Below are 14,249 nucleotides of genomic sequence, written 5' to 3'. Positions count from 1 at the left end.
TACCCGCCCGCCCGGCTCGCGCTGTCTCAACAACTGCTGGATCAGCCGCACTGCCAGCACGGTTTTCCCCGCTCCTGGTGGGCCGAGTATCACGAGACGTCGGACGGGTGGTTGCTCAAACACCGCCTTCAGCGAGGAATCCGCCGAGTGCGGCCTACCGGCCGTGCGCCAGGACACCTGCAACTGCGACGGGTAGTTGAGCCCATTATCCCGCGTCGGCGTTCCCCTGGCCTGTTGTCCGCGGTTGTCCAGCAGCGTTGCTGGACAACCCACTTTGCTGTTAGGAACCAGGGTGGCTGGTTACGGCAAAGAGAAGTCCACCGTACGAGAACCGAGCCAGATTTCGCGACAGGGAGACAGAGAATGAATTTCGCCCAAATCCTGAGACGGGTGGCTGTAGTGGTTGCGATGCTAACCGTCCCGATCGCCGTGCCCGCCCCCGCGGCGAGTGCGGACACCGCCGAAGCGCTCGGTCGATGCCGGAACGACCAGTGGTTCGAGAACAGCATGAGCTTCGAGTTGCAGGGAACGAACCCCAACTGGTTCCCTGCGGAAATCAGCACGATGAGACCAGGGAATGTCGTACGCATCGTAGCCACCGGCAGCGTCCACTACGGCGGCTTCCTCGGCTCGGCAGGGGAATGGGGCCCTGACGGCAACGGACACCTCGTCGACCCAGGCGACACGGCGTGGAACTACCCCGGAGCGTCCCAATACTCCGTCGCCGCTTGGTGGAACCCGACTGCCACCCTGGTGCGGCACAACACCTGCTTCGTCATCCCCAACGGCGGCGCCGGCCCGCGGATGTTCCTGGTCGGCATCAACGACATCTGGGATGCCTTCGGCGACAACCGCGGCGCCTACCGGGTCGGCGTTCGAGTCTACTGTGCCAACACGGGCTGCGCCTGACCTCAACTGCTGCTCAGGTGATCGCGAACCAGACCGGATACGCCAGAATTCGGACAGGGGAGCACGGTGTCGGGGCCCCGGCGGCTACGCAGGGGCCTTGCGCTGGCCACGGCTCGCGAGGCAGGAGATCAGTCACTTCACTCGTCATGATCCACTACGCGCCTCAGGCAAGTGCCGTCGCAGTACCAGGCCAGACCACCTCGTCGAGGAAGTCCTCGACCGCCGTCGCCACCCGGCCGAGCACCGCGGCGGAGGCGGCGAGCCGGCCGGGGACGTACATGCCGTGGTCGGCCCCGTCGACCTCCAGCACGTGCGGGGACAGCTCCCGGGCGAGCCGTCCGTCCCAGAACCGGTCCGCGGTCCCGCCGACCAGCAGCACCGGTGCGCTCGCGCGGCGCAGGCCCTCGAGGACCGGGTCGACGGTCAGCAGCGGGGTCAGCCACACCGCCGGCAGGCTCCGGTCGGCGGCGAGGCCGGCGGCGTGGGTGCCGAGCGACTTGCCGACCAGCAGCGGCCGCCCGGGCACCGCGGGAACCTGGTTCACCACCCAGGACTCGGTCGACTCCGGCGGTACGCGCTCCGGGTCGTAGGGCGGATCCCAGTGCACGTACCGGATGCGCGCCCCGCGTGCCTCGGCGGCATCGGCGGCGTAGCTGAGCAGCGGTGCGTGGGCTCCGTAGCGCCCACCCGGCAGCACGATCGCGTCGCGGTCCACGGCGACAACCTACGGCAGCCGTTCCGGAACCGGGCTTGACGCAACCGGGCGGTTGCCATAGTGTCGCAATCGTTGAGTTGCTACTTACTGGAGGTTCTCATGGCGTTCCCCGATCGCATCGAGCGCGTCGTCGAGCTCGCGCACCCGCCGGCGGCGGTGTGGGCGGCGCTCACCACGGCCGAAGGGCTCGGCGGCTGGTTCGGCAACGAGGCGACGATCGACCTGCGCCCGGGCGGGTCCGCGCGGATGACGTGGACGGACGGGGCGAGTGCGAGCATGCGGGTCGAGCGGGTGGAGGAGCCGCGGATCTTCGGCTTCACCTGGCACATCTACGGCCTGCCCGAGGAGGACCCGCGGCGCACCTACGTCGAGTTCACGCTCGAGCCGGACGTCGGGGGCACCCGGCTGACCGTGGTCGAGAGCGGCTTCGCCCAGCTGCCCGACGACGCCCACGACAAGGCGTTCGGCGGCAACACACAGGGATGGGCGAGCGAGCTGGGCGAGCTGGTCGCCTACCTCGATGCGGCCTGACGTCGAGGCGGTCGCCGAGCAGGTCTTCGTCGCGCTGGCCGACCCGACCCGGCGGTCGATCCTCGCGGCGTTGGCCTCCGGTGGCCCCGCGACGGCCACCGACCTGGCCGGCCGGCTGCCGATCACCCGTCAGGCGATCGCCAAGCACTTGGCCCTGCTCGCCGAGGCGGGCCTGGTCAGGGCCGAGCCGGGGGAGCGGCGCCGGGTGCGGTACCGGCTGCGCTCCGCCCCGATGCGGGTGGCCCAGCAGTTTCTGGCCGCCCTGGCCCGTGACTGGGACGGCCCGCTCGACGCGTTGCGCGACCACCTCGACCGCGCGGTAACCCACTTCCCGGAGGAGAACCAGGATGGATGAGCAAGCTCCGATGAGGACACCCCCGATCGTCTCGCGGCAGGAGTGGACGGCCGCACACCAGCGTCTCCTGGTTCGGGAGAAGGAGCTGACCCGCGCCCGCGACGCCCTGGCCGCGGAGCGCCGCAGGATGCCCTGGCTCGCGGTGGAGAAGGAGTACGCGTTCGACGGTCCTAACGGGAGAGTCGGCCTGCTCGACCTGTTCGAGAACCGCCGGCAGCTGATCGTCTACCGCGCCTTCCTGGAGCCCGGGGTGTCGGGCTGGCCGGACCACGCCTGCAAGGGCTGCTCGATGGTCGCCGACCAGGTCGCCCACCTCGCCCACCTCAACGCCCGGGACACCACCCTCGTCTTCGTCTCGCGCGCCCCGCAGGCCGACATCAGGCGGGTCGCGACGCGGATGGGCTGGTCGATGCCCTGGTACACGCTGACCGACCGGTTCGACGCCGACTTCGACGTGGACGAGTGGCACGGTACGAACGCGTTCATCCAGCACGAGGGCCGGGTGTTCCGCACCTACTTCGTCAACAACCGGGGTGACGAGGCGCTGGGCACCACCTGGAGCTACCTGGATCTGACCGCTCTCGGGCGACAGGAGGAGTGGGAGGACTCGCCTCCGGGCTACCCCCAGACGCCGCCCTACGTCTGGTGGAGATGGCACGACCAACCGGACGCCTCGCCCGGCTGAGCCAGCAGGGAGTCAGTCGCCGCCGGCGGGGATGGCCGGCAGCGTCGCCGAGATCGCCGTGCCGGCGCCCGGCTCCGACTCGATCTCCAACCGCCCGGCCAGGCGCTGCACGCGCTGCCGCATGCCGGCGAGCCCGAACCCCCCGGTCCCGGATCCGTTGACCCGCTTGGCGTTCGGGTCGAAGCCCGTCCCGTCGTCCCGGACGTCGAGGGTGACCAGGTCCTCCATGTAGGACAGGGTCAGGCCGACCCGGCTGGCCCGCGCGTGCTTGGCCACGTTGGCGAGTGCCTCCTGCGCGGTCCGCAGCAACGCCACCTCGACCTCGGCGTGCATGGGTCGCGCGTCGCCGGTCGTGGTCAGGGCCGCGGGGATGTCGTTCACCTCCGCCCAGCGCCTGGCCACGTCCGCGATGGCGTCGGGGAGCCGGGCCTCGGCGAGCACCGCCGGCTCCACCGCGTGGACCGTCCGCCGTGCCTCGGTGAGGCTCTCCCGGGCTAGGCCCATCGCGTTGCCCAGGTGTCGCCGCAGGGCCGGCCGCTCGTCGAGGACCCGCTCGGCGGCCTGGAGCTGGGTGAGGATTCCGGCCAGGCCCTGGGCGAGGGTGTCGTGGATCTCGCGGGCCATCCGCTGCCGCTCGTCCACCACCCCCGCCTCACGGGCCTGGACCAGCAGCTGGGCGTGCAGGCCGGCGTTCTCCTCCAGTGCCGCCTCCAGCTTGAGGTTGGCCTCGTGCAGCTGGGCGAGCGCCTGCTTCTGCCTGGCGTTGCGGTGGTCGGCCAACTCGGTGAAGTAGAAGAGCACCACGGCCAACAGCGTGGAGACCAGGCCGACGGCGACCCAGGCCCCCCACAGGCGGTTCTCGTGGATGTTGGCCGCCCCGCCGAGGAACGCCATCGCCGAGATCATCGCCGTGCCGGCGGCGCCGGCGTAGCTCCAGCGGCCCTTCAGATACTGGATCGCCTGCGGGTAGCCGATCCAGGCGAAGAAGCCGTACCAGGGCGCTATCGCCACCAACCCCGCGGTCAGCGCGAGCAGCACGACGTAGTACACCACCAGCAGCGCGCGGTTCCTGTTCCGTCCCCAGCGGAGGGTGTGGAACCAGAGCATCCAGAGCGCCGCCGCGGCACTCAGCCCGAGCACCGCCGTGAGCTGCACCGGTGCGTCCCAGAGCGGCTGCAGCAGCGTGATGGTGAGGCTGACCGCCAGCAGGACGTAGGGCACGACCTTGAACGCCGTGTCCTCCTTGCGCTCCCAGCGGTCGAACTCGGCCCGCAGCTCGGCCTCGATGCTCACGTGTCCGCCTCCGGAAGGTGCCTCACGCTCTACTCCCAGCGGAAGTAGCGGGCCGCCAGCCCGCCGGCGGCGACCGTCCACCCCAGCATGACGGCGACGTGCAGCAGCTGTGGCCAGTGACCGGCCGTGGCGTCCTGCAGTGACTGCACGCCGGCGCCGAGCGGGGTGAAGTCGCTGATCGTCCGCAGGACGTCGTTCATCGCGTCGCGCGGCACCCAGAGCCCGGCGAAGAACATGACCGGGAAGAACAGCAGCATCCCGATCCCGCCGGCGGCCCTGCCGTTGGGGGCGACCGAGGCGACGAGCAGCCCGAGCGCGAACATCGCCAGCGCCGCCAGCACGTAGCCCACCAGGTAGGCCGGCAGCTGCCGGGGCAGGCCCACGTCGAACGCCAACCAGCCGATGAGCAGCACGGCCAGCATCGTCGCGATCGACAGGATCGTGGACATCAGCAGCTGGGCACCGAGCATGGCCTGGGGCTTGACCGGGGTGGTCCGCATGCGCCGCAGGACGCCCTTCTCCCGGTAGGTCGCGAACATCTGGGACAGGACGTTGAGGGCGAACAGGGCGAGCCCCATCACGATGATGATCGGCACGTACAGGGTGATCGGCCGCGTCCCGCCGAGGTCCGTGTCGGGTTCGCGCATCGCGGGGATCGCGCCGAGGATGACGAGCAGGAGCGGGGGGAACGCGAGCACGAAGAACACGCCAACCGGCTCGCGGAAGAACAGTCTGGTCTCGGTGGCGGTGAGCCGGGACAGGGCGGACATGGTGGTCTCCTCAGGAGTCGATGGAACGGCCGGTGAGCGCGACGAACGCGTCGTCGAGCGAGGTCTGGTCCACGCGCAGGTCGGCCGCGATGACCTGGTTGCGGGCGAGCACGGTGGTCACGGCGTGCAGCAGGTTGCCGGTGCCGGTCACGACGAGCTGGCTGCCGGCCCGTTCCACCGAGGTGACCTCGGGCAGCGCGGTCAGCAGGGCGTGGTCCAGCGGCGCGGAGGGCCGGAAGCGGAGCCGCTGCCGGTCGTCGACCTTCGCGACCAGCCCGGCCGGGGAGTCGAGCGCGACGAGCCGGCCGGAGTCGATCACGGCGATCCGGTCGCAGAGCCGTTCCGCCTCCTCCATGAAGTGCGTGACCAGCAGGATCGTGACGCCGCGGTCGCGGATCGTCTCGATGAGGCTCCACGTGTCGCGGCGGGCCTGCGGGTCCAGCCCGGTGGTGAGCTCGTCGAGCACGGCCACCCGGGGGTTCCCGACCAACGCGAGCGCGATCGAGAGGCGTTGCTTCTGCCCGCCGGAAAGCCGCCGGAACTGCGCGCCGATCTTGTCGGTGAGGTTCAGGGTGGCGAGCAGCTCCCGCCAGTCCGCCGGTTCCCGGTAGAAGGAGCTGTAGAGCTCCATCGCCTCGCCGACCTTGAGCTTCTCGGGCAGCTCGCTCTCCTGGAGCTGTGCGCCGAGCAGCTCGCGCAGCTCAGCACTGTCCTCCCGCGGGTCGATCCCACAGACCCGGATCGCACCGCCGTCCCGCGTGCGCAACCCCTCCACGCACTCGACCGTCGTCGTCTTGCCGGCCCCGTTGGGGCCCAGGATGCCGAAGATCTCGCCCTGCTCGACGGCGAAGCTGACACCGTCCACAGCGGTGTGGTCGCCGTAGCGCTTGACGAGGCCGTCCACCTCGATGATTGCCATACGAGAAGCCTGCCGCGCGAGGCCCCTCACCCGGATCGACTGCGCGGCCAGCGCTTGCGCCGACCGCGGGGGACCCGTCCATCAACCGATCGGTTGATGAGCGGATCGCTCGGGTCAGCGGCAGGCCCGCGGGCCGGCCGTGGGCAGGGTGACGGTGACCGTGGTGCCGGCGTGGGGACGGGAGTCGATGTCGATGCGGCCGTCGTGGTTCTCCACGATGGCCTTCGAGATCGCCAGGCCGAGCCCGGTGCCGCCGATCGCCTGCTCCTCGGCGTTGGACGAGCGGAAGAACCGGGTGAAGATGTGCTTCACCTCGTCGGCCGGGATGCCGATCCCGGTGTCGCGCACGGCGATGGAGACGGCGCCGCCGTCCTCCAGCACGTCGGCGGTGATCGTGGTGGTGCCGCCGCCGGGGGAGAACTTGACGGCGTTGCCGAGCAGGTTCAGCAGGACACGTTCCAGCTGCTGGCGGTCGGCGCGAAGCGGGGGCAGGCGCTCGGGCAGGTGTTCGGCCAGCGTGACGTCGGCGGCGGAGGCGGCGGGCTCGATCGCCGCGCGGCAGGTGCGGACCAGCTCGGCGGGGTCGACCTCGGTGAGGTTGAGCCTGATCGCGTCGCCCTCGATCTTCGCGAACGCCAGCAGCGTCTCGATCAGGTCGAGCAGACGCTGCCCGTTGCGCTCGATGGTCGCCACGATCTCCCGGCCACCGGGAACGAGGTCGTCGTCGCCGAGGACCTGGGTGAGGCTGAGGATGCTGGTCAGCGGGGTGCGCAGCTCGTGGGACACGGTGGCGATGAACCGGTTCCGCATCGCGTCGAGCTTCTGCAGCTCGGCGTTGGCCTCGGCTAGGGCGTCGGCCTGTGCGCGCAGGTCCGCCTTGGCCGCCCGGAGCTCGGTCTCGGTCTCCTTCTGGCGGCTGATGTCGGTGTAGACCGCCGCGACGGCCGGGCTGCCGCCCTGGATCGACATCGGGTACCTGATCGAGACGTAGGTCCGCGGACCCGCCGTGCCCGGCAGGACCTCCTCGGCCTCCTGGACGGTCCGGTCGGTGAGGCAGCGCCGGTCCCGTCCGGCGATGCCGCGCGCTGTCTCGACCTCGATCGTGTCGAGCGCGGTACGGCCGACGAGGTGGTCACGGCTGCTGCCGAACGCCGTCTCGAAGGCGCGGTTCACCAGGACGAACCGGCCCAGGTCGTCGGCGAGGTAGATCGGTGTGGGCGCGCCGTCGACGAGGGACTGCAGGATCGTGCCGGCGTCGCGGGCGTCCTGCTCGGCCCGGAGGCGGGCGGCTTCCCGCTCCTTGGTCTCCAGGGCGTGGCGCACGGCCGGGCCGAGCCGGGTCAACCGGTCCTTCAACAGGTAGTCGACCGCTCCGTGGCGCAGGGACCGGACACAGGTCTCCTCGTCCATGACCCCGCTGACCACGATGACCGGGACATCGGGCGCGACCTCGACAGCGACCTTGAGCGCGGTGAGCGCGTCGAACTGCGGCAGGTGGTAGTCGGCGATCAGCACGTCCGGTGCCTGCCGCAGCGCCGCCCGGAAGGCGGCCTCGTCCTCGACCCGGGTGCACTCCGGGGCGAACCCTGCCGCGGTCAGCTCGATCGCCAGCAACTCGGCGTCGTCGGGGTTGTCCTCCAGGATGAGGACCGTGAGCGGATGCCCCATCGCGCTCACAGGGACTCTGGTTGGTTCAGGACCAGCCAATAGTGTCCGATGTGCCGCATCGTGTCGAAGAAGGTGTCCATGTCCACCGGTTTGACGATGTAGCTGTTGACGCCGAGCCGGTAGCACCTGGCCAGGTCGCTCCGCTGGGCCGAGGACGTCAGCATGATCACCGGCAGGTGTCGCGTCCGGTCGTCGGTCTTCAGCCGTTGCAGCACGTCGATGCCGTTGAGCAGCGGGAGCTTGATGTCGAGGAGAACGGCGCGGGGCTCGTGTCCCGCCGGGCGGTCGGCGTAGGTCCCCTGGCGGAAGAGGTAGTCCAGCGCCTCCACGCCGTCGCGCACGACGTCGACGTGGCTGACACCTCCGCCGTCGCGCAGGGCGAGCAGGGCCAGCTCCATGTCGTTGGGGTTGTCCTCCACCAGGAGAACCGTCGGCGCGCCCTCCGCCATGCGTGGTCCCTTCCTCCCTCGTACGGCCGCCGGGGCGCGCACCACTTCCAGGATCGGCAGCGCCGGCGCGCCGGGTGAGGGGTGGTGCGTTCTCGTTCGGGTGATTTCGCCTCAGCGGCACGCTGGTGCTGCCGATTGGGATCGACATGTCGGACAACGACCTGCTGGACATCCTGCACGACGCGGTACTCAAGCGTGACGCCGACGGCCGGCTCACCTACGTCAACCAGGGCGCGGTGGAGCTGTACCGACGGAGACCCGAGGAGCTGCTCGGACAGGTCGTCCACGACGTGCTCGGGACGACGTTCCCGGTGTCCCGCGAGGAGGTCCAGCGCCAGCTCGAGACCACCGGGCAGTGGTGCGGCGAGCTCGTCCACCACCGTCCGGACGGCACCCCGATCGTGGTCAGCAGCCGGCAGGTCGCGCGCCGGGAGGGCGGGCGGGTCGTCTCCGTGGTGGAGATCAACGACGACATCACCGAGCGCAGGATCGCGGAGAACGACCTCCGCGTGGCCGAGAAGCAGCTGTGGCTGATCCTCAACGGCACCGAGGACTACGCCATCAACATCCTCGCCCCCGACGGCCGGGTCATGAACTGGTCGGCCAGCGCCGAACGGCTCACCGGCTACAGCGAGGCGGAGGCGATCGGCCGTCCCTACGCGAGCCTGTTCGCGCCGGTCGCCGCCGAGGACGGTGGGTTCGACGAGGTGCTGGCGGCTGCCTGGTGCGGCCCGATGCAGCTCGCCGGGGAGGTGCGGCGCAAGGACGGCGGGTGCTTCTCGGCGCTCGGCACCGTCACGCCCGTGCACGACGCCGACGGCGGGGTGAGCAACTTCGTCACGATCATCCACGACGAGAGCGAGCGCGAGAACGCGGAGGCGAAGTTCCGCGGGCTGCTGGACAGCGCGCCCGACGCCATGATCGGGGTCGACCCGGACGGCAGGATGGTGTTCGCGAACCTCCAGGCGGAGGCCCTGTTCGGGTACTCCCGGGCCGAGCTGATCGGCCAGCGGATGGAGATGCTGCTGCCCCTGCACATCCGGAAGCGCCACGCCCACCACCGGGAGAGCTTCGCCGCTCACCCGCGCACCAGGCCGATGGGTGCCGGCCTCGAGCTGAGTGCCCGGCACCGGGAGGGGACCGAGTTCCCGGTGGAGGTCAGCCTGAGCACGCTGGTGACGAAGGAGGGCCGGATCGTGTCGGCCGCGATCCGGGACATCACCGGCCGCCGCCGTGCCCACCGCGAGATCGAGGCGCTCAACACCGACCTGCGCGAGGCCAACAACGAGCTGGAGTCGCGCGTGGACGAGCGCACCGCGGCCCTGACCGCGCAGGCGGCGGTGCTGAAGGCGACCAACGACGAGCTCGAGACGTTCTCCTACAGCGTCTCCCACGACCTGCGCGCCCCGCTGCGCGCGATCGACGGTTTCGCGAAGGTCCTGGAGCGCACTGCGGTCGACGCGCTCGACGAGGAGGGCCGGCGCTACCTGGGCAAGATCCGCGCCGGTGCCAAGCAGATGGGGCAGCTGATCGACGGCCTGCTCGCGTTCTCCAACCTCCAGCGCCAGGCACTCGTGCGGACCTCGGTCGACCTCGCCGCGCTCGCCAGGACCATCTGGGAGGAGCTCGCGCCGGAACGGGACGGCCGGGAGGTCGACCTCACCGTGGCCGACCTGCCGCTCGCCGAGGCGGATCCCCGACTGCTGCGGCATGTCTTCGGCAACCTGCTCGGCAACGCGATCAAGTACTCCCGCATGCGGTCCCCGGCCCGGGTCGAGGTCGGAGCCACCCGCGAGCATGGCGTCCCGGTCTACTTCGTCCGCGACAACGGGGTCGGCTTCGACATGCGCTACGCGGACAAGCTGTTCCAGGTGTTCCAGCGCATGCACCGCGCCGAGGACTTCGAGGGAACCGGGATCGGCCTGGCGCTCGTCGCCCGCATCGTGCACCGCCACGGCGGCAAGATCTGGGCCGACGCGGAACCAGGGCGGGGAGCGACGTTCTTCTTCACCCTGGGGCCCGACGTACCAGGCTGACCGCGGGAGCCGCGACATCCGCAGGGGTACGGTCCGGCCGGACCGGTTCGCGTCGCGGCCGGGACGACGTGCCGGAGATCGGCGCGCGTCTGTGCGGCGCTCCGTGTTCGAGCGGCGGTGATCAGCACCTTAAGCTGTCCGCGTGAGCGACGTGGAGGCCGAGGGCAAGCGGGTCAGCTGGGCGGAGCTGTTCTTCGACCTGGTGTTCGTGTTCGCCATCACCCAGCTCACGGCGGTGCTGCACGAGGACCACTCCTGGTCCGGTGTCGGTGCCACCGTAGTGTTGTTCCTGCCGCTCTACTGGGTCTGGGTGGGGACGACCATGCAGGCCAACCAGCGCGACCTGGAGCGCCCGGCGGAGCGGATCGCGATCTTCTTCGTGGCGATGTGCGGCCTGGTGATGGCGTTCGCCGTGCCGTACGCCTACGACGACCGCGGTCTGCTGTTCGCCGGCGCCTACTGGGCGGCGCGCCTGGTCTACGGCGTGTTCGCGTTCCGCGGGGAGCTGTTGAGGCTCCAGCCGTTCACGGTCAGCATCGTGCTCACCGGGCCGCTGCTGGTGCTGGGTGCGTTGCTGGACGGGCCGGCCAGGGAGATCCTCTGGCTGGCCGGCGCGCTGCTCGACCTGGCGGTGCCGTCGCTGCTGCGGCGCAGGCTCGCCGCGATGCACTTCGACGCCCGCCACCTGACCGAACGGTTCGGCCTGTTCGTCCTGATCGCGCTGGGCGAGTCGGTCGTCGCGGTCGGCGCTCCGGTGGCCAACTCCGGGGAGCCGGTCGGGGTGGCGACGCTGTCCTCGGCGATCGCCGCGTTCCTGCTGTCCTGCGCGCTGTGGTGGGTCTACTTCCACTTCGCCAACGACGCCATGAGGCACGCGCTGAGCACGGCCGCGGTGCAGCTGACCATCACCCGGCACGTCCTGTCCTACGGCCATGTGGTGTTCATCGGGGCGATCGTGGCCATCGCGGTCGGCATGGAGGAGGCGGTCGCCGAGCCCACCCACCACCTCGACTGGGCCTACCTGGGCCTGCTCTACGGCGGTGCGGCACTGTTCCTGGCGACGTTCGGCTACACCCGCTGGATGATGTTCCGTCTCGTGTCGACCACCAGGCTCGTGGCCGCGGCCGTCGTGCTGGCCCTGCTCTCGGTCGCCTGGGTGCTGCCCGCGCTGGGCGCGGTCCTGCTGCTCGCGGCCGCCGTCGTCGGCCTCAACGTGGTCGAGCTGCTCCGGGTACGCCGCCGGCCGGCCCGCGCCTGAGGACCAGACCGCTGACGTCGCACCGGGGTGTGGGCTACGGTGTGGGCGTGACGGACTTCAAGCTGCCCCTCTACGGGGCGGACACCGAACGCGGCGACCTCGCTCCCTGACCCGCCGGTTCGTCCTCGTCCCGTCACGTCCACGCGAACCCCTCAGGGAGCACACCCATGTCCGGCGACAGCCTGCGTTCGTTCGTCCATGCCCTGCCCAAGGTCGAGCTGCACGTCCACCTGGTCGGCTCGGCGAGCGTCGACACGGTCCTCGCTCTGGCGCGGCGCCATCCGGCGGCCGGCGTGCCCACCGACCGGGCGGAGCTCGAGCGCTTCTACGCGTTCCGGGACTTCGACCACTTCCTCCGGGTCTACTGGGCCGTCCAGTCGATGCTCACCGACCGGCACGACATCCGGCTGCTCGTCACCGGGCTCGCCGCCGAGCTGGCGCGGCAGAACGTCCGGTACGCCGAGGTGACCGTCACCCCGTACAACCACCTCCTGGACGGCATGGCGGGCGAGGAGCTGCTCTCCGGGCTGACCGAGGGGCGTGCGCTCGCCGCGGTCGAGCACGGGGTGGACCTGGCCTGGTGCTTCGACATCCCCGGCGAGAAAGGGGTCCGCGCCGGCCGGGAGACGCTGCTGTTCGCACTGCGGGAACGGCCGGAGGGCCTGGTCGCCTTCGGCCTCGGCGGTCCGGAGGTGGGCGTCGGCCGGGCGATGTTCGAGCCGTTCTTCACCGCGGCCCGCGAGGCCGGCCTGCACAGCGTCCCGCACGCCGGGGAGACCACCGGCCCGGCGACCGTCTGGGCCGCGCTGCACGACCTGGGTGCGGAGCGGATCGGTCACGGCACCAGCGCCACCGCGGACCCGGCGCTGTTGGCCTACCTCGCCGAGCACCGCATCCCGCTGGAGGTCTGCCCGACCTCCAACGTCGCCACCCGCCAGGTGCCCTCGATCGCGGCGCACCCGGTGCGCCGCATGCTCGACCACGGCGTCGTCGTCACGCTCAACACCGACGACCCGCCGATGTTCGGCGCGACGCTGGAGGGGGAGTACCTCGCGGTGGCCACCGAGCTCGGCCTGGGACGGGCCGAGCTCGCCGGGCTGGCGGCGAACGCCGTGCGCGCCTCGTTCCTCGGCGAGGAGCGGAAAACCGCTCTGCTGCGCGAGATCGAGGCGGTCGCCGCGGCGCGGTGACCTGCTCGTGTGGTGTTCTTCCTTGCCACGTCGTAAAAAGGAGGGATGAGGTACTGGGTGCGTGTCGTAGTCGCCGCGCTCACGGCGGTCGTCCTGGCCGGTTGTGAGGGCGTGGCTCCCACCGAAACCACCACCAGCCCACCGGACCCGGAGGCAGCGCCGTGGACGATGCCGGACGTCGTCGGCTCGACCCTGCAGGAGGCGCAGGACGAGATCCAGCGCCTCACCGGGGGACAGCTCCTCGTCACCGACTCCCACGACGCGACGGGCCAGGACCGAGCCCAGGTCCTGGACGGCGACTGGATCGTCTGCACGCAGAACGTCGCCCCCGGCACGCGCATCACCACCGACACCCGGATCGACTTCGGTGCGGTGAAGGCCGAGGAGACATGCCCGTAGCGCGCCGGGGGTGACGGGGCCCGACGCGCTACGGCTCACCGGTGTCGCGCTCCTGGCGGAGGAGGCGTCACCAGTTGCACCCGTGGTCGGCGACCTGGGCGGCCACCCGCCACCACGAGATGTTGGGGCGCTCGGCCTCGATGTCCCAGGTCGGGCCGCCGAGCTGAGGGAGCCGGCCGTACGCGGCATGGCACCAGAGCTGCTTGTAGAGCGACTCCCGCCGCTCCTCGCTCAGCGACGAGGGCAGGGGGGTGCGCTCCTGGAGGTCGCGCCACATCGCGGGCGTGGCACCGGCGCCGATCACGCGGGCGAGCGCGGTCGGCCACATGCTGGCCGTGAACGTGTGGCCCTCGCCCAGGACGTCGTTGTACACGCTGGTCCTGGTGAACAGGTCGGTGTCGCCCTCGGTCGAGTCCGAGCCCATCCAGTCGGTGGACCAGCTTCCGTACTCGGTCTCGTGCAGTCCGTCCACGGCCCACATGTAGGGCCGCCAGTTGAAGTCGACCACGATGTTGATCGCCTGCCCCGTCTCGTAGGTGAGTTCCACCGGCTCGCAGTCGCCGGCGCTCTGGTGGGTGAACACGCCGTCGCTGAGCCGCCACTCGACGCCGATCCCCCAGCCGTCGCCGCAGAACAGGTCCTTGATCGTGAAGGAGTTGAACCCGTGCTCGGGGTGACCGGCGTGCGCGGCGTGGTTGCCCGAGTTGAACCACACCTCGCCCGCGGGCGCGCCGTCGGCGTGGGTGACCGTCCCGTGACTGGTCGCCGCGGCGGCGGCGACCACGGAGCCGAGTAACAGCCCGAGCGTCGTCACCGCGACCAGCGCGGAACGAATGATCGTTTTTTTCGTGCGCATAAATCCCCCTGGATATTCCGCGAAAACCGGGAACCGCGTCGCCGGCCCGCCGTCGCGCCGATCCGCGGGAAATCGGTCCGTACGGCCTTCGCCGGTGTGCGGACCGGGCTGTTCTCCCAGCGAGCCGGCGGCGCTCCCCCTTGGTGCGCACCCAGTCGACCAGTTCCCGCGACGCCCTGAAAGGCCGATTGACAGGTCCGCACAAGTCCGTACAGT

15 protein-coding genes are annotated in these 14,249 nt (G+C 70.8%); 8 read left to right on the top strand and 7 right to left on the bottom strand.

Annotated elements, in window-relative coordinates; translation table 11 throughout:
- Positions 1-363: 363 nt before the first annotated feature.
- Positions 364-909, top strand: a complete 546-nt coding sequence (locus BU204_RS30455) for a hypothetical protein (protein ID WP_143229866.1) — start codon at positions 364-366, stop codon at positions 907-909.
- Between the two features lie 163 nt (positions 910-1,072).
- Here the strand turns inward: BU204_RS30455 and BU204_RS30450 are convergent, their stop codons facing one another.
- The gene (locus BU204_RS30450) at positions 1,073-1,624 is read right to left on the bottom strand and encodes an alpha/beta fold hydrolase (protein ID WP_198943045.1); all 552 of its coding nucleotides are present in this window, start codon (positions 1,622-1,624) and stop codon (positions 1,073-1,075) included.
- A gap of 99 nt (positions 1,625-1,723) precedes the next feature.
- Here BU204_RS30450 and BU204_RS30445 point away from each other — a divergent pair, with 99 nt between their 5' ends.
- From BU204_RS30445 to BU204_RS30435, 3 genes are read left to right on the top strand one after another with little or no spacing between them, the layout of a single operon-like run.
- A complete protein-coding gene (locus BU204_RS30445) occupies positions 1,724-2,155 on the top strand; it encodes an SRPBCC domain-containing protein (protein WP_075129232.1) in 432 nt (143 codons plus the stop codon).
- Positions 2,145-2,510: an ArsR/SmtB family transcription factor gene (locus BU204_RS30440; RefSeq protein WP_075129231.1), complete on the top strand. Its 366-nt coding sequence runs from the start codon at positions 2,145-2,147 to the stop codon at positions 2,508-2,510. Before BU204_RS30445 ends, BU204_RS30440 begins: the two co-directional genes overlap by 11 nt.
- Positions 2,511-2,520: 10 nt before the next feature.
- The gene (locus BU204_RS30435) at positions 2,521-3,195 is read left to right on the top strand and encodes a DUF899 domain-containing protein (RefSeq protein ID WP_075129230.1); all 675 of its coding nucleotides are present in this window, start codon (positions 2,521-2,523) and stop codon (positions 3,193-3,195) included.
- Between the two features lie 12 nt (positions 3,196-3,207).
- On the opposite strand, the gene BU204_RS30430 is transcribed toward BU204_RS30435, so the two are convergent.
- The 5 genes from BU204_RS30430 to BU204_RS30410 all read right to left on the bottom strand — a co-directional run bounded on the left by BU204_RS30430 (position 3,208) and on the right by BU204_RS30410 (position 8,294).
- Positions 3,208-4,488, bottom strand: a complete 1,281-nt coding sequence (locus BU204_RS30430) for a sensor histidine kinase (RefSeq protein ID WP_075129229.1) — start codon at positions 4,486-4,488, stop codon at positions 3,208-3,210.
- A 29-nt stretch (positions 4,489-4,517) separates the two neighbouring features.
- Positions 4,518-5,258 carry an ABC transporter permease gene (locus tag BU204_RS30425; RefSeq protein WP_075129228.1) on the bottom strand — a complete coding sequence of 247 codons (741 nt, stop codon included), beginning with the start codon at positions 5,256-5,258 and terminating at the stop codon, positions 4,518-4,520.
- Positions 5,259-5,268: 10 nt separating this feature from the next.
- A complete protein-coding gene (locus BU204_RS30420; protein ID WP_075129227.1) occupies positions 5,269-6,177 on the bottom strand; it encodes an ABC transporter ATP-binding protein in 909 nt (302 codons plus the stop codon).
- A gap of 114 nt (positions 6,178-6,291) precedes the next feature.
- The gene (locus tag BU204_RS30415) at positions 6,292-7,845 is read right to left on the bottom strand and encodes a sensor histidine kinase (protein WP_075129226.1); all 1,554 of its coding nucleotides are present in this window, start codon (positions 7,843-7,845) and stop codon (positions 6,292-6,294) included.
- Positions 7,846-7,850: 5 nt separating this feature from the next.
- Positions 7,851-8,294, bottom strand: coding sequence for a response regulator (locus tag BU204_RS30410; RefSeq protein ID WP_075129225.1), 444 nt, complete (start codon positions 8,292-8,294; stop codon positions 7,851-7,853).
- Between the two features lie 146 nt (positions 8,295-8,440).
- Here BU204_RS30410 and BU204_RS30405 point away from each other — a divergent pair, with 146 nt between their 5' ends.
- The 4 genes from BU204_RS30405 (at position 8,441) to BU204_RS30390 (ending at position 13,177) form a co-directional block, all read left to right on the top strand.
- A complete protein-coding gene (locus tag BU204_RS30405) occupies positions 8,441-10,330 on the top strand; it encodes a PAS domain S-box protein (RefSeq protein WP_143229865.1) in 1,890 nt (629 codons plus the stop codon).
- 142 nt (positions 10,331-10,472) lie between these two features.
- Positions 10,473-11,588 (top strand): low temperature requirement protein A, encoded by a 1,116-nt coding sequence (locus BU204_RS30400; protein ID WP_198943044.1) that lies wholly within the window; start codon positions 10,473-10,475, stop codon positions 11,586-11,588.
- 167 nt (positions 11,589-11,755) lie between these two features.
- The gene (add, locus tag BU204_RS30395; RefSeq protein ID WP_075129223.1) at positions 11,756-12,778 is read left to right on the top strand and encodes an adenosine deaminase; all 1,023 of its coding nucleotides are present in this window, start codon (positions 11,756-11,758) and stop codon (positions 12,776-12,778) included.
- Between the two features lie 57 nt (positions 12,779-12,835).
- Positions 12,836-13,177: a PASTA domain-containing protein gene (locus BU204_RS30390; RefSeq protein ID WP_075129258.1), complete on the top strand. Its 342-nt coding sequence runs from the start codon at positions 12,836-12,838 to the stop codon at positions 13,175-13,177.
- 67 nt (positions 13,178-13,244) lie between these two features.
- On the opposite strand, the gene BU204_RS30385 is transcribed toward BU204_RS30390, so the two are convergent.
- A complete protein-coding gene (locus tag BU204_RS30385; protein WP_143229864.1) occupies positions 13,245-14,033 on the bottom strand; it encodes a DUF2599 domain-containing protein in 789 nt (262 codons plus the stop codon).
- Between the last annotated feature and the right edge of the window lie 216 nt (positions 14,034-14,249).

This window comes from Actinophytocola xanthii (assembly GCF_001921205.1).
Lineage (GTDB): Bacteria > Actinomycetota > Actinomycetes > Mycobacteriales > Pseudonocardiaceae > Actinophytocola > Actinophytocola xanthii.
This window is presented reverse-complemented; position numbering and strand designations above follow the sequence as displayed.